The sequence below is a fragment of the Vibrio sp. V03_P4A6T147 genome (assembly GCF_002241085.1).
Classification (GTDB): domain Bacteria; phylum Pseudomonadota; class Gammaproteobacteria; order Enterobacterales; family Vibrionaceae; genus Vibrio; species Vibrio anguillarum.
Map to the genome: position 1 here is coordinate 1 of NZ_NDIO01000026.1, position 16,712 is coordinate 16,712.

The window sequence follows — 16,712 nt, forward strand, 5'->3', positions numbered from 1 at the left end:
TTATTAAGCAGCAAGTATAACGCCAATAACAATTTTATTTCTTTAACACTATCAACCTTTAACAATAAAGCCTCAACTCGTGAGGCTTATCGCTAATAATAAAAAAGCGACCTAATAAGGCCGCTATCTTGATCATTATCACAGGGGGCTACATCATTTTATGATGCCACGCGCGCGTAAAATGGCTGTTTTAAAATCATCTTCCTGATCTTTCTTCAGGCCAGGAATCATTTCGTCTTTGGCGCTGTTGCGCATTTTTAGATGGTAGATCAATACATCATCTGTAAGCGCTTCTAAAGGTCCTTTATAACCCGCTTCTTGAGCCAGTTTGGTGATGAATTGCACTAAGTTGAGCTGCTGATCTTTTTGCCATTCAGGCGCAAGTAGTTCAATTAGTTCTTCAATTCGATGACATTGCATTCTCTTTTCCCCAATTTTTATAAGTATTTTGAGTAAAGGTACCAAATTGCGGATTGAAGTCCATTGAGCGCAAAGAAAAAGCGCAGGGTTTAGCTGCGCTTTTTAATTATGCTGCCTGAACAACATTAGTTGTGCTCGATGCAGTAAGGGCATTTTTTTCAACTAAAGTCATTGCTGGAGCGACTTTTTTTGCAGTCGGAGCAGCAGCAAAACCACTACGACGACGCATTGCACTACGGTTTGTGTGCGAAAACCTGACAACTGTTGGGCGCATTCATTAACCTAACGGTCAGGCACATCCATTGCCAATCTAATGGCCTGAATCACCATGAGTTGAGCTTCATAATTGAAGGGTGGCTCTTCTGGCTCTCGCCAATCCAAATAATGATTCAGGAATAACGATATGCTTTCATATCGTAGTTAGATTAGCACCAAGTTTTGAATTGATCGATAGTTGAACGATTGTTGAGATGAATATTCTTGCAAATAAAGCTTAAAATTGTGTGAGATGCTTGGTTGAGTTTGTCATCTGATCGGCATTACATCGCGTTTTGTTAAATAGGAGGTACCTATTTCGTTTACAAAAACTCGCGATTTATCGCTCTCCTTGATACCCGTTTCGTTACGAAATTTGTATTTAGGCTTACAACTGTAAGCTGAGTTGTGCAATACTAAGCCCACATTTTGTTGCTTTTGGTATGGTGTTTATGTCTGCTGTTGACAATGACGGCTATGGTGCTGGTGAAGAACGGGCGAATGCACTGAGTCATGGTTTGGGGCTATTGCTTAGTTTTGTTGGTTTAGTCTTGCTGCTGATCAAGGCAACAAGTGCGCAGGCCGATGCATTGACTTATATCAGTATGAGTCTCTATGGTGGCAGCATGATAGCGTTATTCCTTGCTTCAACGCTGTATCACTCCGTTGCGACACCGAAAGCCAAACGCTGGCTAAAAACGTTCGACCACTGTGCCATTTATCTACTGATTGCCGGAAGTTACACCCCCTTTTTGTTGGTTAGCCTTCGCACTCCTTTAGCGATAGGTCTTATGGTGGTGATCTGGCTGCTGGCGCTGCTCGGTATCATCATGAAAATTGCCTTTGTCTACCGTTTTAAAAAGTTCTCACTAGTGACTTATTTGGCGATGGGGTGGTTATCCTTGGTTGTGATCTACCAACTGGCCCTCAATATTGAGGTCGGTGGTTTGGTGCTACTTGCTGCTGGTGGTTTGGTCTATTCGCTCGGGGTGATTTTTTATGTAGCGAAACGCATTCCCTATAACCATGCGATTTGGCATTTATTCGTGCTAGGTGGCAGTGCTTGTCACTTTTTTGCGGTTTACCTTTTTGTTCACCCAGTAAGTGCTTAACGCATTTCAACCCGCTCAATGTTGGCCGAAATTTGATAGCCTTGCTGGCGATCAACCTGAAGGGTAATCGGCTTTCCTTGCGCTTGAGTTTGTGGGCGTAAATAGCTATCAGCCATCCGTTTAATGGATTGCCAAATGGGTAACTGCTGAGTGAGCAGCGGTTGACCTTGATCGTCATAAAGAGTGATGCTGAGCACTACCGCAATGACAGATTGCGAGCTTTGATTGGTGATGGCTGTTGGGATAACGAGTGTATCTCCTTGGTAGTAAGCCGCGCCGAGTACCACTTCCACTCCAGAATCCGACAGTTGTAAAATCGGTTTTTCACTCCCCATCTCAAAGGTGGTTGCTCGGGCTTTTTGAGCAATAGGGGCCGCGTGAATGACGGTTTCCGGCGACATTGATTGCGGTTCAACATATTGCCATGTGAAATCATCATTGAGTTTAACCTGGCGGCCATCTTCTAAGGTCAGAACTTGCGCGCAAGATACGGCGCTTGCTGTCATGCTTAACAGCATCATTATCACAGGTATTGTCTTCATCTTAACGTCGCCAAAATGCAGGGAAAAACAGAACGATAATCGTCAAAATTTCTAAACGCCCCATCAACATCCCTAAGCTCAGAACCCACTTTGCTGCGTCAGGCAGTGGTGCGAAGTTGCCCGTTGGACCAATCACCGAGCCCATTCCGGGACCAACGTTGGCCACTGCGGTGATGGAACCTGAAATGCTGGTGACAGGATCAAGGCCCATTGCACTGAGCGCGCCTGCGATAGCAATGACAGTGATAAAAAAGGTCAAACCAAAAGCAACGACTGAGCGGACAATATCATCATTAACTGGACGATGATTATAGCGCTGTACGAAGATGCCTGATGGATGGACCAACTTCATAATTTGTTTATTGAGCAGCGTCATCGCAATTTGGAAGCGGAACACTTTAATCCCACCAGAGGTTGAGCCGGAACAAGCTCCTGCTGCCATTAAGAAGATGAACAGCGTGCTTGGCAGTGCGCCCCAGGCGGTGAAATCTTCCAAACCAAAACCAGTAGTCGTGACCACTGAAACGATATTAAACATCGCCACTCGCAGGGCGTCCAACCAGTAGTAGCCTAGTTTGAGATTCAGCCACAACGCAATGATGAGACTGGCAATTAGGAAAAGATAAGCAAATCCGCGAACTTGTGCGTCTTTTATGATCACTTTGATATTTTGTTTTCGGGCCGCAGCGACAAACAGTAGAAAGGGCAAGCCCCCCAAAAACATAAACAGCGTTGCTACCCAATGTGCACCGTTTGAGAAGTGGTTCATCGAACCGTCGGAGGTAGAATATCCACCAGTCGACAAGGTGGTAAATGAGTGGTTGATCGCTTCAAAAAGCGTCATGCCAGTGAGGATATAACCAATCAAGCACAGTAAGGTCAGTACCAAATAGACCAGCACAATATTTTTCGCGACAGTTTTGGCGCGTGGGCTACTTTTATCGGACCAATCAGACGATTCGGTTTGGAACAATTTCATCCCACCCACATTGAGCATTGGTAATACCGCTACCGCCATTACGATAAACCCAACCCCACCAAGCCATTGCAGAATAGAACGCCACAACAAGATGCTGGGCGGCATATTATCAAGGCCACTGAGCACGGTTGAACCTGTAGTGGTTAACCCTGACATGGTTTCAAAGTAGGCGTCGGTAAAGCTGATGTGGTTGATAAAGACGAAAGGGAGCGCCGCGAAAGCGCTGGCAACCGTCCACACTAAGCTGGTGATGAGAAACATATCGCGCACGCTGAGCTTAAAGTGCGCGGTACGCCCCAAGCTTAAGCAGATAAAGGCGACAATATGAGTGATGATGACCGCTTGAGCAAAATCAAGGAAGCCACCCGTACCGGTAAAAAAAGCAACCAGTGTCGGCACATACATAAATAGGGCGAGCTTAGACAGCACGAGTCCTATAACGAATGAAATGGGGCGTAAATTCAGCATGACGCCAATGACCTATAGGAAAAATGGGCTAGGTTGGAACAAGGCTTCCACATCGGGCACGTACTTTTTATCCACTAAGAACATCACCACGTGATCATCTTGCTCGATAATAGTGCGGTCATGGGCGATTAACACTTCTTCACCACGCACAATCGCGCCAATGGTTGTGCCCGGTGGCAGTTTAATATCACCCACTGCGCGTCCCACCACTTTAGAGGTGTTTTGGTCGCCATGTGCAATTGCTTCAATCGCTTCTGCCGCGCCACGGCGTAGCGAAGAGACGTTAACGATATCGGCACGACGTACGTGAGTCAGCAGTGCGGAAATGGTGGCTTGTTGGGGTGAAATCGCGACATCAATCACGCCGCCTTGTACGAGGTCGACATACGCGCCACGCTGGATAAGTACCATCACTTTTTTCGCGCCCATACGCTTGGCGAGCATGGCGGACATGATGTTGGTTTCATCTTCGTTGGTGAGCGCAATAAATACATCGACTTGGTCGATGTTCTCTTCGGCTAGCAGCTCTTGGTCCGCTGCATCACCACAAAATACTATGGTGTTTTCTAACTCTTCCGATAACTGCTCTGCACGTGGGTAATTACGCTCAATCAGTTTAACGCTGTAGCTGTGCTCTAAACGTTTAGCTAAGCTTGCCCCAATGTTACCCCCGCCAACAATCATGATACGACGATAGGTTTTTTCCAGCCGCTGTAGCTCACTCATGACCGAGCGAATATGATTACTGGCTGCCACGAAGAACACTTCATCGTCAGCTTCAATAATGGTAGTGCCTTGCGGGCGAATCGGCCGACCTTGGCGGAAAATGGCCGCGACGCGGGTATCAATGTGCGGCATGTGTTCACGTAGCGCTGAAAGAGCATTACCCACCAATGGCCCGCCGTAGTAAGCTTTCACAGCCACTAGGCTCACTTTCTCTTCGGCAAAACTCACCACTTGCAGTGCGCCGGGGTATTGGATCAACCGTTCAATATAGCTCGTCACTAGCTCTTCAGGGGCGATAAGGTGATCCACCGGGATCGCGCCTGACTGAAACAAAGTCTCTTTTTCAAGCAGATATTCAGGAGAACGAATACGCGCAATTCGGTTGGGCGTATTAAACAAAGAGAACGCCACCTGGCATGCCGCCATGTTGGTTTCGTCGGTATTGGTGACCGCAACCAGCATGTCCGCGTCCTGTGCGCCCGCTTCACGCAGTACATCAGGGTGGCTGGCGTGGCCATGAATAACCCGCAAATCGTACTTGTCTTGCAGCTCGCGCAAGCGGTCACTATTTTTGTCGACAATGGTGATGTCATTGTTCTCGCCGACCAAGTTTTCGGCCAGTGTACCACCGACCTGACCTGCACCAAGAATAATGATTTTCATACTCTGTTCTCTTTCTACCTGCCGAATATCGGCCACTGAAAAGGCAGCAATAATGCTGCCAATGTGCGTCGAATTTACGCTTGTTTGGTTAATACTGCGTAGTAAAAACCGTCCATATCTTCTTCTCCGGGGAGTATCTGACGCCCCGGCTGCTCACGATCGGAACCCACTAATTGAGCGTTATGAGTTCGTTCTAAGAAGGCTTTGACCTGCAAGCTGTTTTCTTGTGGAGTGATCGAGCAGGTTACGTAAACCATAGTGCCACCGACTTTTAATTGCTTCCACATTGCGTCCAGTATTTCGCTTTGTAATTGAGCCAATGCCTCAATATCGCTACCACGACGTAGCCATTTGATGTCTGGATGACGGCGAATAACCCCAGTGGCAGAGCAAGGTGCATCTAATAAAATTCGGTCAAACTGTTCGCCATGCCACCACTCTTCAGGATAACGAGCATCACCGCAGATCACATCAGCGCGAAGTTGCAGGCGTTCTAAGTTGTCATAGACGCGTTCAAGGCGGGTTGCATCGCTGTCAATCGCAACCACTTCAGTATCGTGTGTGTGCTCCAGGATGTGCGCGGTTTTACCCCCTGGGGCGGCGCAGCAATCTAAAATCAGCTCGCCTGCTTTAGGTTGAAGGTAGTCAATCGCTAGCTGCGCAGCGGCATCTTGCACCGATACCCAACCACGATCAAAACCGGGTAAAAGCGTTACATCGCAAGGTGCAGCGAGTTTTATTGCGTCAGCGGCGTGAGAGTGCACGCTGCACTCGATATTTTCGCTAGCTAGTAGTGCAAGATATTCATCACGAGTGTGGTGCTGACGATTGACGCGCAACCACATTGGCGCTTTTTGATTGTTGGCTTGCACAACCGTTTCCCACTGTTCTGGGTACGCTTGTTGTAACAGTTTAAGTAGCCAACTTGGGTGGCCATATTTGCCTGCGTTGTGGCTAACGGCGATAGCGTCCAGTGCTTCTTGATCGCGCAAGTAGCTGCGCAATACGGCGTTGATTAGCCCACCTAAATTTTCACCGCGCAATGTTTTGGTGCCTTCAACCGTCTCGGCTACTGCCGCGTGAGCGGGAATGCGCATAAAGCTTAACTGGTAGATACCAACTAAAATAAGATGGTGAAAAACCCGCTTTTTCCCTTTCAGTGGGTTGTCCATTAGCTCATTGGCAATTGATTCCAAACGAGGCAAATAACGCAAAGCCCCGTAGCAGATCTCTTGCAACAGAGCATGGTCTCTTGGGCGGATGGTTTTTTGCGCCGCAGGAAGTGCGTGAGAAAGTGAGTGGCCTTTATCAACCACTTGAAACAACACGTTAGCCGCAGCTGCGCGAACATTCATAGAAGTACCGACTTTAAATAAATGAAAATCAATGAGGGCATCTCTGCCCTCGTTAAGGTTTAGCTAAGTTGTGTGCCGACTTCAAACCAGCTTGCGCGCGAATTGAGAATGTCTTGCACTGACATCGCTTTTTTACCCGGCACCTGCAACTGCTCAAGCACCAGTAAGCCGTTGCCGGTTGCCACATAAATACCCGATTTATCGGCTTGAACAATCGTGCCTGCAGGGTGGTCGCTGGTTTGTGCTTCAACGCGACTTTGCCACACTTTAATGCTGTTCTCAGCCACATAAAAATGGCTCATTGGCCATGGATTAAAAGCACGCACGCAGCGTTCAATAAAAGCAGCATCCGCTGACCAATCGATTTTGGCTTCTTCTTTGCTAAGTTTTTGTGCGTAGTTAGCCAATGTATCATCTTGTTGAGTGGCAATCGCTTTGCCACTAGCGATATCGGCGATGCATTCTACCAACGCTTGTGGGCCTAACTCGGCCAGTTTGTCATACATAGAAGCGCTGGTGTCTGTTGCCTCAATCGGCAGCTTAGCAATTTTGAGCATATCGCCCGTATCTAGGCCGACATCCATTTGCATGATGGTTACACCCGTTTCACTGTCTCCCGCCCAGATCGAGCGTTGGATCGGTGCGGCACCACGCCACCGTGGCAGAATGGAACCGTGTACGTTAATACAGCCAAGCCTTGGCATATCAAGTACGGCCTTCGGTAGCAGTAATCCGTAGGCGACTACTACCATTAAATCCGCGTTGAGATCGGCGAGCGCTTGCTTGGCTTCGTCGCTCTTAAAGTTCTCTGGTTGATACACAGCAATATTGTGCTCAACGGCCATCTGTTTCACTGGGCTGGCGGTCAGTTTTTTACCGCGCCCTGCCGGGCTATCGGGCTTAGTGTACACCGCGATAACCTCATGCTCCGAAGACAACAACGCCGCCAAATGACGGGCGGCGAAGTCCGGAGTACCTGCAAACACAATGCGTAATGATTGGCTCAAGGTAACCTCACTTAAGTTAGTTTTTTTCGTTATAGCGTTTGATTTTCTCTAGCTTATCTCTAATACGCTTACGCTTTAATGGCGAAAGGTAATCCACAAACAGTTTGCCTTGTAAGTGATCAAGCTCGTGTTGAACACAAATGGCTAAAAGGTCATCCGCTTCAAATGAGAATTCGTTGCCATCACGATCTAACGCTTTGACTGTGACTTCTGCTGCGCGAGGAACAAGGGCGCGTGAGCCCGGGACCGACAGACAGCCTTCTTCAATGCCATCTTCACCGCGTTTCTCTAAGATTTCAGGGTTAATCAGAACCATTGGCTGGTCGCGACTCTCTGAAATATCGATCACAACGATGCGTTGGTGAATATCGACTTGCGTTGCGGCAAGGCCGATACCGTCCTCGTCGTACATAGTCTCAATCATGTCATCGACGATTTTTTGGATCTCAGGTGTCACTTTCTCTACCGGTTTTGCCACGGTACGAAGACGATCATCTGGGAATGTTAATACTTGTAATACAGACATATACACTCGAAATATTGAACTGTGCCGAAACAGCTTAAAGCTTGTTGGCTCAATTCTAGACATTTTATGACCCAAATGACAGCATCCAAATGTTAATAATCTGATTCATCCTTACTTATTTCGGCCAAGGAACAGAGGTCATGTTACGATTTATTCGTTATTTAGTGTGTGTTTTTTTACCGTTGTCATTGGCCGTTAATGCGTTGGCGGCGGAGGATATGGCGCTCACCGTCAAAGCAAATGCCCCGCAGACATACACGGTCGTCAAAGGAGATACCTTGTGGGATATTTCTGCGCTCTATCTTGATAACCCGTGGTTGTGGCCACGTTTATGGCAAATTAACCCAGAGATCGATAACCCGCATTTGATTTATCCCGGCGATAAGCTGACCTTAGTCTGGCGTAACGGACAGCCGGTGTTGAGTTTAAAACCTATGGTCAAGTTGAGTCCGAAAGTGCGTGTGCTTGAGAAAAAAGCGGTTCCGACGGTGCAAGAGGGATTAGTGTTGCCGTATCTGCATACGGATCGCTTACTGGATAAGCAAACATTACAAGAAAGCCAGCGTGTGCTCGGTGCCAGCGACGGTAAACAATATCTGATGGCGCAAGATACGCTCTACATAAGCGGGCAACAGACTCACCCCAAATGGGGTATTTATCGTGAAATCGCTGAGTTTTCTCGTCATGATGCTGCCGCGAAAAATAAAACTATGGTTGCTTTGCGTTTGATTGCTTCTGGTGAATTGGTCTCCGCCGATGAGGCTTTTAGCGGGCTAACCATCACCGCACAGCAACAAGAGATAAGAGTCAATGATATTGCCCTACCTGAAGTGGGCGTCGAAACCTTAACGCTTTCAACCACTTTTTTCCCATCGCCATCGCGACTACAAGCTGAAACGCATATCCTCGGATCGTTGGAGGGTAGTGAGTATTCGGCGCAGAATCAGGTAGTTGTGATCGATAAAGGCCTTGCAGATCAACTGCGTCAAGGGACGATGTTTGATTTGATTCAAGCCGGTTCTAAAGTGTCTGGAAAGAAAGGACAGCACCAACAGAACCTTGATGAAACCCTGCAATTACCAAGCAGCTTGGTGGGCAGTTTGATGGTCATTCGACCTTATGAACATTTTAGTTTGGCTTTGATTACCGATAGCCTCGTGCCGATTGGTAAAAGTGTAATCGCGGTTTCGCCGCTCAAACCAGAGCTAACAATCGAGCCAAATGAACAAGCCTATACGGACTCGGTGGTTAAGGATGATACCGCAAGCTGATGGAGCAGAACGAATTAGCGGCGTGGCTAGCATTCAGCTTTGTGCCAAAATTGGGTGGCAAGAAACTTTCTCGTCTTGCTAGCGTCGCTTCTCTTGCTCATTTAATTGACTATTCCGAGCGGGAGTTAGCCGCGTTGGGTCTAGTTCAAGATCAAATCCGTTATCTGCGCGAGACGGCCCCTCAAGAAGTTGAAGAATGCCTAAGTTGGCAGCAAGCTAATGAGTCTCATCATATCCTTACTCCATTTTGCGATGGTTATCCTTCTTTACTAAAAGAAATTGCTACCGCACCTCCGGTTTTATTTGTCAAAGGACGAATAACAGCACTCTCTGATCCGCAAATGGCGATCGTCGGCAGTCGTAATGCGAGCCCTGATGGCCAACGAGTTGCTCATCAGTTTGCGCGAGAATTTGTGCAACAGGGCTTGCTTGTTACCAGTGGTTTGGCATTAGGTATTGATGGACATGCTCATGACGGTGCGTTGCAAGCGGGTGGTGAGACGATAGCCGTGCTCGGTTCGGGCCTTGAATCTATTTACCCAGCGCGACATAAAAAATTAGCGCAACGGGTGATGGAAAGCGGAGCATTAGTCTCGGAATTTCGTCCCAAAGCCAAACCAAGGCCAGATAACTTTCCGCGGCGAAATCGCATTATCAGTGGGTTAGCGGTTGGTGTTTTAGTGGTGGAGGCGGCGGAGAAAAGTGGCTCGTTGATCACGGCGCGCTATGCGGCTGAGCAAGGGCGAGATGTGTTTGTTATTCCGGGCTCCATTGCTAACCCAAATTGCCACGGTAGTAATCAACTTATTCGTTGTGGGGCGTGCTTGGTGCAAAACAGTGAACAAGTATTATCTGAAATTGGCACCTTAGTAGACTGGTCATTGCGCCAAAAGCAGCCTCAACCTGATTTATTTTCTGTACAGAGCGATCAGCAATTGCCATTTGCTGAACTGTTAGCTAACGTAGGAGTAGAGGCTACGCCTGTTGATATTCTTGCGAGCAGGACCCATATACCTGTCCATGAAGTCATGATGCAGCTTTTAGAACTTGAGCTTTCAGGTCATGTTGTTGCCGTTTCTGGCGGCTATATTCGTAAGGGGAAGGGTTAGCTATGATGATGGATATATTGATGTATCTATTTGAAACCTACGTCCATAGCGATGTAGATTTGCAAGTCGATCAAGATGAGCTTGAAGATGAATTGCTTCGAGCCGGTTTTCACCAGAAAGATATCTATAAGGCCCTGAATTGGTTAGAAGAGCTTGCGGCATTGCAACAAACCGATGCTCATTCAGCGATGGCAACCAGTGCTGCGACTTCGATGCGGATGTACACAGCACAAGAGATGGACAGGCTGGATCTTGAAAGCCGAGGTTTTTTATTGTTCCTTGAACAAGTGAAAGTATTAACTCCTGAAATTCGTGAAATGGTGATTGATCGAGTGATGGGTTTAGAAACCAATGAATTTGAATTGGATGACTTAAAGTGGATCATTTTGATGGTGCTATTTAATGTACCGGGAAATGAAAATGCTTACACGCTTATGGAAGAGCTGCTATACACCAAAGATCAAGGTATTTTGCATTGATTGCAGCCGTTCGTTTAGTTGAGCATTATGAGTCGTAAAACCGAGTCCCCCCTTTTTTCTGCGCATGGACAAGCGCTGCAGCATGAGCCTTGTCCGCAATGTGGTGGCCAATTACAGCTTCGTCGGGGTAAGCATGGGCTGTTTTTAGGCTGTAACCATTATCCCAATTGTGACTATATTAAGCCGCTGCAGCAAAATGATGGTCATATCGTTAAGGAGTTGGGTGTGCCATGCCCAGAGTGTGGCCATGAATTAGTGTTACGCCAAGGTCGTTATGGCATGTTTATCGGGTGTAGTCATTATCCGCATTGCCACCATATCCAAGATACAGATTCCCCTGCAGACAATGTTCCTCAGTCAAAACAGCTTTGTCCTGAATGTTTGAAAGGCCATTTAGTGGAGCGAAAAACGCGCCATGGTAAAACTTTTCATGCTTGCGATAATTACCCTAAATGCAAGTTTGCCGTTAATCAGCAACCTGTTGCCGGTAAATGCGAAAAATGTGGGTTTGGATTATTGATAGAGAAAAAACTCGCCAGTGGTATCAAGCTGCAATGTGCTGATCGAAAATGTGGTCATATTCAATCCGCCACAGAGCAAAGTGACGGCATATAAAAATGGCACATTGAACGTGCCATTTTTTATCCATATTTATCGTCAATTAGGTTTATTTTAGAGCGTCGGCTTGAGCGCTTGAACAAAATGGTGCAAGGCTGGATAGGTTGTCGCATCAAGCACTTCAGCCAAGCAACAGAGCGTTCGTTGCAACTGCGCGTTGTAATCTGCACTGACATTAATATGGCCCATTTTGCGCCCAGCACGTTTCTCTTTGCCATACCAATGAATGTGGCAGCCTTCAATCGCCATCACGGCTTCTGGTAAATTGTCCTCACCCAAAATATTAATCATCGCGGTTGGGCGAAGTAACTTCGTGCTGCCTAAAGGTAAGCCACATACTGCGCGAAGGTGATTCTCAAATTGACAGGTTTCTGCGCCTTGCTGTGTCCAGTGACCAGAGTTATGGACTCGTGGTGCAATTTCATTCACCAACAATGTTCCCTGCACATCAAAAAACTCGAGCGCTAGCACACCGACATAATTGAGACGAGCGGCAACCGAGGTAAACATCGACAGTGCTTGCTCTTGCAAGGCTGGGTCATCTATCGCCGTTGATAAACTCAGTACACCGTTAATGTGCACATTTTCTGCCAGCGGGTAAACCGCGATGCTGCCATCTTTGGCACGCGCGCCGACTAACGAGACTTCACGATCAAAGGGAACAAACTGCTCAGCCACTATCGCTTGAGTCGGAGTAGCTTGGATACAGGCTTCCATTTCTGGCCAAATGAGCTCTGCTTGTGAAGCTTCTTTTAAACGCCATTGACCCTTTCCGTCATAGCCACCCAGTGCACTTTTTAGAACCATGGGCAGGCCGATGTTGGTTATCGCGGCATCTAAATCTTCACGAGTATTAATCACAAAGTATTGGGCATTTTTTGCGTTGGCTTCATCGAGTAGCGCTTTTTCAAGACGGCGATCGCCTCCGGCTTTAATGGCTTCGACGCTAGGAAGAAACTTACCACTTTGCTCACAAACGGTGAGAATTTCATGGGGAATATGCTCAAATTCAGCGGTAATGACATCCGCTTGTTTGATCGCATTGTCTAAACCATGACCAGTGATGTGTAATGTCAAAGGATGGACGATGTTACCGCTGCCCACATCAAAAGCGGAGATTTGAATGTTCAGCGGAGCGCCAGCCAGAGCCATCATGCGTGCCAGTTGCCCAGCGCCCAAGACTAAAACGTGCATAGTATCAATCCTCTGCAGGGTTAGGGTGGCTCAACACCGCTTCAGTTTGTGCTAAACGAAATGCTTCCACTTTTGCCATGACGGCCTCATCACTGGTGCCGATGATTTGCGCGGCAAGCAGCCCAGCATTAGCCGCGCCTGCTTCTCCAATAGCTAAGGTGCCCACCGCAATCCCTTTTGGCATTTGCACAATAGAGAGTAAAGAGTCCATCCCTTTGAGTGCCTTTGACTGAACGGGAACGCCAAGTACCGGCAAGCTAGTAAACGCTGCCGTCATGCCCGGCAGGTGTGCGGCTCCGCCTGCGCCAGCTATGATGACTTTAAGGCCGCGTTCTCTTGCGCTGGTGGCGTAATCGGCAAGAAGTTGAGGTGTGCGGTGAGCAGAGACAACTTTGGTTTCGTATGCCACACCAAATTGATCCAACATGTCAGCAGCTAGCTTCATTGTGGGCCAATCGGATTTTGAACCCATGATAATTCCGACTTTCATCTCAAACTCCTTAATACTTCTAAAAATGGGGTGAGCGGGATAATTTGCGCGCATTATACGAGTATTTTTTCCTTAGGAAAACGTTTGCGTCAGCTTAATTGTGCAATTGATACATTTTATAAACAAATAGCTTTAGCCAGTTTTCAACGAAGTTTGTACACTTAGCCACACTGTATTAAAGAAACCGATGGACAGTTTTTGTGAATAACTTTGAACACACTTTGCAGGCTCTACGTGACGGTGAAGTAATTGCCTACCCAACGGAAGGCGTGTTTGGGGTTGGGTGTGACCCAGATAACCCGCAAGCCATTCAGAAGCTCTTAGCGCTCAAGCAGCGTCCTGTGGAAAAGGGGTTGATTTTAATTGCGGCCTCTTACGAACAATTGCTTCCTTATATTGATGAGAGCCAGTTGACACCAGAGCAGCTCGCACGAGTACATGCCACCTGGCCTGGCCCTGTGACATGGATAATGCCGACCAGTGATAAAGTCTCTACTTGGGTGAGTGGACAATTTGATTCGATAGCCGTACGTGTGACAGATCATCCTTTAGTGCAAAAGCTATGCAATGCGTTTGGAAAACCATTAACCTCGACCAGTGCGAATTTAAGTGGTCTTGCACCTTGCCTGACAACGGAAGAAGTTGAATCGCAACTGGGTGAGCAACTGGCTGCGATTTTAGATGGTCAAACCGGTGGTCGAAATAAGCCCAGTGAAATTCGTGACGCGAAAACCTCACAAGTATTAAGACAGGGTTAACCCTGCTAAGGAAGTAAGCGATGCCAACCATTGATAAGCAAGCCGTCAAACAATTTTTGCTTGAGCTGCAAGATTCCATTTGCCAGCAACTTGAACAAGCGGATGGCCAAGCACTGTTTGAAGAAGATGCATGGCATCGCGAACCGAGTGAGCGTTTGGGAGGCGGTGGGCGAACTCGAGTGATGAAAGAAGGCCGTGTTTTTGAACAAGGCGGCGTGAATTTCTCGCATGTGCAAGGGCAGCAAATGCCCGCTTCAGCGACCGCGCATCGCCCTGAATTAGCTGGACGTCATTTTGAAGCGATGGGGGTTTCTTTGGTGATGCATCCAAACAATCCCTATGTTCCGACTTCTCATGCCAATGTTCGTTTCTTCATCGCTGAAAAAGAAGGTGAAGATCCTATCTGGTGGTTTGGCGGAGGATTTGACTTAACGCCTTTCTATCCGTTTGAAGAAGATGCTCAATCATGGCATGCCACGGCGAAAGCACTGTGTGTTCCTTTTGGTGAAAAAGTGTATGCCGAACATAAATCGTGGTGCGATGAGTATTTCTTCCTCCCTCATCGCAATGAAACGCGCGGTATTGGTGGCCTATTTTTCGATGATTTAAATGCTTGGGGATTTGAGCGCTGTTTTGCTTATATGCAAGCTGTCGGTAAAGGATACACCGCTGCGTATTTGCCGATTGTTGAACGTCGTCAAGCGATGGAGTACGGTGACAGAGAGCGCCAGTTTCAACTTTATCGCCGTGGTCGCTATGTAGAGTTCAACTTAGTGTATGATCGCGGCACATTGTTTGGTTTGCAAAGTGGCGGTCGAACGGAATCGATTTTAATGTCGATGCCGCCATTAGCTCGTTGGCAATATCGTTATCAAGCGGAAGAGGGCAGCGCAGAGGCGAAATTAAACACCTTCTTGCTGCCGAGGGAGTGGTGACAGCGGTACATTTTCAATGATAGGGTCGCCGAGGTGGCCCTGTTAATTATCGAGAGGCAAGGATATGGCTCAGCACATTGATCAATATGCAGTATTTGGTAATCCGATTGGGCACAGTAAGTCGCCGATGATCCACACACTTTTTGCACGGCAAACCAGTCAGGAAATGCACTATACCGCTCAACTCGCGGCTCTAGATGGCTTTAAACAAGCGGCTGAAACCTTTTTTGCCTCCGGTGGCCGAGGGTGCAACATTACCGTGCCTTTTAAAGAAGAAGCGTATCAGTTTGCGGATCGATTAACCGATCGAGCTCAACTTGCAGGCGCGGTCAATACACTGAAAAAATTAGATGATGGCGAAATTATCGGTGATAACACCGATGGAGAAGGGCTGGTTCAAGATTTGCTTCAGTACCAAGTGCCACTACGAGACGCTTCTATTTTAGTGATTGGTGCTGGCGGCGCGGCGCGCGGCGTGATTAAGCCCTTACTCGATCAGCACCCTACAAGTATCGTGATTACCAACCGCACCTTTGCAAAAGCTGAGCAGCTCGCCACGCTTTTTAGTCCCTTTGGCGCGGTAAAAGCAATCGCGTTGGAAGAGATTAATCAACATTTTGACCTCATCATTAACTCGACCTCGGCCAGCTTGGATGGTGAATTGCCAAATATCGCTCCGACGATCTTCAGTAAGAGCAGTGTTGCCTATGACATGATGTATGGCAAAGGATTAACAACATTCAATCAGTGGGCATTAAGTCATCATTGCGCTCATGCTTATGATGGTTTGGGGATGTTGGTTGGGCAAGCTGCGGAGAGCTTTATGCTATGGCGCGGACTCAGGCCGGGTTCTCGACAAATATTGAGAGAACTGAGAAAAAATCTAGAAGGCTAATCATGAATCAAGCGATTTTATTTCCTGATCGACAAACGTGGCATTCGGCAAGCCAAAGCGTACTCTTTCCTGCTCAACACGCGGGAGCTCTGCTCGAGTGTACGGTACACAAGTCAGTACTGAGCCATCTGTCTGGTGAAATGATTACTAACGGTGAGCAAGCTATTCAAGTTTTTGAACAATGGCGATTTGACCTTGAAGAGCTTGCTGAAAGCTTGATTGAAGATGAAGCGTTCAATTTAGATGGACAAATAGAGATTAAAGCTTAGTTAATGGCTTTCTTTGACACTCGTAAGATAGTCATTTTTGTTCTGCACATAGTTGTCGGAAGATTTAAGCAAAAAAGCTCGCTCTTTATCTGTTAGCGGGCGGATCTGTTTCACTGGGGATCCTACATAAAGATAGCCGCTGGCCAATACCTTGTTTGGTGGCACTAAACTGCCAGCTCCAACCATCACCTCCGACTCAACGACTACGCCATCGAGCACAATTGCTCCCATGCCAATTAAGACTCGATCATGGATTACGCAACCATGCAGCATCACTTTATGGCCAATTGTGACGTCATCGCCAATAATAAGTGGAAAACCATCCGGGTTTTCGGTGTTTTTATGAGTCACGTGCAGTACGCTGCCATCTTGAATGTTGCTACGTTGGCCAATGTGAATATGGTTTACATCGCCTCTGGCTGCAACCAATGGCCATATGCTGGAATCATCGCCTAAAACAATATCGCCAACCAACACTGAGCTACTATCTATATAGACGCGCTGTCCGATTTGTGGGGATATTCCTTTATAACTACGAATTGATGACATGCTCGTCTCCTTTAATAACTGACGCCATAAGATAAATTAAACAGAAATAGCGTCAAAACAACTCTTTTTGAATAAAAATTATCCCAACGAAC

Annotated in this window: 19 protein-coding genes; 9 read left to right on the top strand and 10 right to left on the bottom strand. The window is 47.3% G+C overall.

Translation table 11 applies throughout. The features are described from left to right. Positions 1–153 precede the first annotated feature (153 nt). Positions 154–420 carry a YihD family protein gene (locus B9J84_RS00830; protein ID WP_026028318.1) on the bottom strand — a complete coding sequence of 89 codons (267 nt, stop codon included), beginning with the start codon at positions 418–420 and terminating at the stop codon, positions 154–156. 698 nt (positions 421–1,118) lie between these two features. Here B9J84_RS00830 and B9J84_RS00840 point away from each other — a divergent pair. Beyond that, the gene (locus B9J84_RS00840) at positions 1,119–1,787 is read left to right on the top strand and encodes a hemolysin III family protein (protein ID WP_170889566.1); all 669 of its coding nucleotides are present in this window, start codon (positions 1,119–1,121) and stop codon (positions 1,785–1,787) included. Here the strand turns inward: B9J84_RS00840 and B9J84_RS00845 are convergent. The 6 genes from B9J84_RS00845 to def all read right to left on the bottom strand — a co-directional run bounded on the left by B9J84_RS00845 (position 1,784) and on the right by def (position 8,053). After that, the gene (locus tag B9J84_RS00845; protein ID WP_094123308.1) at positions 1,784–2,329 is read right to left on the bottom strand and encodes a DUF3157 family protein; all 546 of its coding nucleotides are present in this window, start codon (positions 2,327–2,329) and stop codon (positions 1,784–1,786) included. The two genes, B9J84_RS00840 and B9J84_RS00845, sit on opposite strands and share 4 nt — an antisense overlap. A gap of 1 nt (position 2,330) precedes the next feature. Continuing rightward, positions 2,331–3,776: a TrkH family potassium uptake protein gene (locus tag B9J84_RS00850; protein WP_017043680.1), complete on the bottom strand. Its 1,446-nt coding sequence runs from the start codon at positions 3,774–3,776 to the stop codon at positions 2,331–2,333. Positions 3,777–3,788: 12 nt separating this feature from the next. Beyond that, the gene (gene trkA, locus B9J84_RS00855) at positions 3,789–5,165 is read right to left on the bottom strand and encodes a Trk system potassium transporter TrkA (RefSeq protein WP_026027554.1); all 1,377 of its coding nucleotides are present in this window, start codon (positions 5,163–5,165) and stop codon (positions 3,789–3,791) included. 74 nt (positions 5,166–5,239) lie between these two features. Then, the gene (gene rsmB / locus B9J84_RS00860) at positions 5,240–6,520 is read right to left on the bottom strand and encodes a 16S rRNA (cytosine(967)-C(5))-methyltransferase RsmB (RefSeq protein ID WP_094123309.1); all 1,281 of its coding nucleotides are present in this window, start codon (positions 6,518–6,520) and stop codon (positions 5,240–5,242) included. 59 nt (positions 6,521–6,579) lie between these two features. Continuing rightward, positions 6,580–7,527 carry a methionyl-tRNA formyltransferase gene (gene fmt, locus B9J84_RS00865; protein WP_094123310.1) on the bottom strand — a complete coding sequence of 316 codons (948 nt, stop codon included), beginning with the start codon at positions 7,525–7,527 and terminating at the stop codon, positions 6,580–6,582. Between the two features lie 16 nt (positions 7,528–7,543). After that, on the bottom strand, positions 7,544–8,053 hold the full coding sequence (gene def / locus B9J84_RS00870; RefSeq protein WP_038148727.1) for a peptide deformylase: 510 nt from the start codon (positions 8,051–8,053) through the stop codon (positions 7,544–7,546). A 140-nt stretch (positions 8,054–8,193) separates the two neighbouring features. Here def and B9J84_RS00875 point away from each other — a divergent pair, with 140 nt between their 5' ends. The 4 genes from B9J84_RS00875 to B9J84_RS00890 are packed head-to-tail and all read left to right on the top strand — an operon-like array spanning position 8,194 to position 11,527. Next, entirely contained in the window at positions 8,194–9,324 is a 1,131-nt protein-coding gene (locus tag B9J84_RS00875; RefSeq protein WP_094123311.1) for a LysM peptidoglycan-binding domain-containing protein, read from the top strand. After that, positions 9,324–10,433, top strand: coding sequence for a DNA-processing protein DprA (gene dprA, locus B9J84_RS00880; protein WP_017048702.1), 1,110 nt, complete (start codon positions 9,324–9,326; stop codon positions 10,431–10,433). The genes B9J84_RS00875 and dprA overlap by 1 nt, the downstream gene beginning before the upstream one ends. Positions 10,434–10,435: 2 nt before the next feature. Beyond that, complete coding sequence (locus B9J84_RS00885; protein WP_013855530.1) at positions 10,436–10,912, top strand: DUF494 family protein; 477 nt, start codon at positions 10,436–10,438, stop codon at positions 10,910–10,912. 27 nt (positions 10,913–10,939) lie between these two features. Next, the gene (locus B9J84_RS00890; RefSeq protein ID WP_176428516.1) at positions 10,940–11,527 is read left to right on the top strand and encodes a type I DNA topoisomerase; all 588 of its coding nucleotides are present in this window, start codon (positions 10,940–10,942) and stop codon (positions 11,525–11,527) included. Positions 11,528–11,584: 57 nt separating this feature from the next. On the opposite strand, the gene B9J84_RS00895 is transcribed toward B9J84_RS00890, so the two are convergent. Next, complete coding sequence (locus tag B9J84_RS00895; RefSeq protein ID WP_094123313.1) at positions 11,585–12,724, bottom strand: 5-(carboxyamino)imidazole ribonucleotide synthase; 1,140 nt, start codon at positions 12,722–12,724, stop codon at positions 11,585–11,587. A gap of 4 nt (positions 12,725–12,728) precedes the next feature. Next, entirely contained in the window at positions 12,729–13,214 is a 486-nt protein-coding gene (gene purE / locus B9J84_RS00900; protein ID WP_010319910.1) for a 5-(carboxyamino)imidazole ribonucleotide mutase, read from the bottom strand. Positions 13,215–13,414: 200 nt separating this feature from the next. Here purE and B9J84_RS00905 point away from each other — a divergent pair, with 200 nt between their 5' ends. From B9J84_RS00905 to B9J84_RS00920, 4 genes are all read left to right on the top strand, one after another. Further along, positions 13,415–13,972 carry an L-threonylcarbamoyladenylate synthase gene (locus B9J84_RS00905; protein ID WP_094123314.1) on the top strand — a complete coding sequence of 186 codons (558 nt, stop codon included), beginning with the start codon at positions 13,415–13,417 and terminating at the stop codon, positions 13,970–13,972. A 20-nt stretch (positions 13,973–13,992) separates the two neighbouring features. Further along, positions 13,993–14,907, top strand: a complete 915-nt coding sequence (gene hemF / locus B9J84_RS00910; RefSeq protein WP_010319908.1) for an oxygen-dependent coproporphyrinogen oxidase — start codon at positions 13,993–13,995, stop codon at positions 14,905–14,907. Positions 14,908–14,971: 64 nt separating this feature from the next. Continuing rightward, positions 14,972–15,802: a shikimate dehydrogenase gene (gene aroE / locus B9J84_RS00915; RefSeq protein ID WP_094123315.1), complete on the top strand. Its 831-nt coding sequence runs from the start codon at positions 14,972–14,974 to the stop codon at positions 15,800–15,802. 2 nt (positions 15,803–15,804) lie between these two features. Beyond that, positions 15,805–16,071, top strand: a complete 267-nt coding sequence (locus B9J84_RS00920; protein WP_010319906.1) for a DUF1488 domain-containing protein — start codon at positions 15,805–15,807, stop codon at positions 16,069–16,071. Here the strand turns inward: B9J84_RS00920 and B9J84_RS00925 are convergent, their stop codons facing one another. Next, the gene (locus tag B9J84_RS00925; RefSeq protein ID WP_069212092.1) at positions 16,072–16,620 is read right to left on the bottom strand and encodes a gamma carbonic anhydrase family protein; all 549 of its coding nucleotides are present in this window, start codon (positions 16,618–16,620) and stop codon (positions 16,072–16,074) included. Between the last annotated feature and the right edge of the window lie 92 nt (positions 16,621–16,712).

Excerpts from the sequence above, each read along its gene's own strand:
- def (WP_038148727.1), bottom strand. The coding sequence starts at position 8,053 with ATGTCTGTATTACAAGTATTAACATTCCCAGATGATCGTCTTCGTACC.
- rsmB (WP_094123309.1), bottom strand. The coding sequence starts at position 6,520 with ATGAATGTTCGCGCAGCTGCGGCTAACGTGTTGTTTCAAGTGGTTGAT.
- B9J84_RS00845 (WP_094123308.1), bottom strand. The coding sequence starts at position 2,329 with ATGAAGACAATACCTGTGATAATGATGCTGTTAAGCATGACAGCAAGC.
- B9J84_RS00890 (WP_176428516.1), top strand. The coding sequence starts at position 10,940 with ATGAGTCGTAAAACCGAGTCCCCCCTTTTTTCTGCGCATGGACAAGCG.
- B9J84_RS00850 (WP_017043680.1), bottom strand. The coding sequence starts at position 3,776 with ATGCTGAATTTACGCCCCATTTCATTCGTTATAGGACTCGTGCTGTCT.
- hemF (WP_010319908.1), top strand. The coding sequence starts at position 13,993 with ATGCCAACCATTGATAAGCAAGCCGTCAAACAATTTTTGCTTGAGCTG.
- B9J84_RS00830 (WP_026028318.1), bottom strand. The coding sequence starts at position 420 with ATGCAATGTCATCGAATTGAAGAACTAATTGAACTACTTGCGCCTGAA.
- B9J84_RS00895 (WP_094123313.1), bottom strand. The coding sequence starts at position 12,724 with ATGCACGTTTTAGTCTTGGGCGCTGGGCAACTGGCACGCATGATGGCT.
- B9J84_RS00840 (WP_170889566.1), top strand. The coding sequence starts at position 1,119 with ATGGTGTTTATGTCTGCTGTTGACAATGACGGCTATGGTGCTGGTGAA.
- trkA (WP_026027554.1), bottom strand. The coding sequence starts at position 5,165 with ATGAAAATCATTATTCTTGGTGCAGGTCAGGTCGGTGGTACACTGGCC.
- B9J84_RS00875 (WP_094123311.1), top strand. The coding sequence starts at position 8,194 with ATGTTACGATTTATTCGTTATTTAGTGTGTGTTTTTTTACCGTTGTCA.
- B9J84_RS00925 (WP_069212092.1), bottom strand. The coding sequence starts at position 16,620 with ATGTCATCAATTCGTAGTTATAAAGGAATATCCCCACAAATCGGACAG.
- dprA (WP_017048702.1), top strand. The coding sequence starts at position 9,324 with ATGGAGCAGAACGAATTAGCGGCGTGGCTAGCATTCAGCTTTGTGCCA.
- purE (WP_010319910.1), bottom strand. The coding sequence starts at position 13,214 with ATGAAAGTCGGAATTATCATGGGTTCAAAATCCGATTGGCCCACAATG.
- aroE (WP_094123315.1), top strand. The coding sequence starts at position 14,972 with ATGGCTCAGCACATTGATCAATATGCAGTATTTGGTAATCCGATTGGG.
- B9J84_RS00885 (WP_013855530.1), top strand. The coding sequence starts at position 10,436 with ATGATGATGGATATATTGATGTATCTATTTGAAACCTACGTCCATAGC.
- B9J84_RS00920 (WP_010319906.1), top strand. The coding sequence starts at position 15,805 with ATGAATCAAGCGATTTTATTTCCTGATCGACAAACGTGGCATTCGGCA.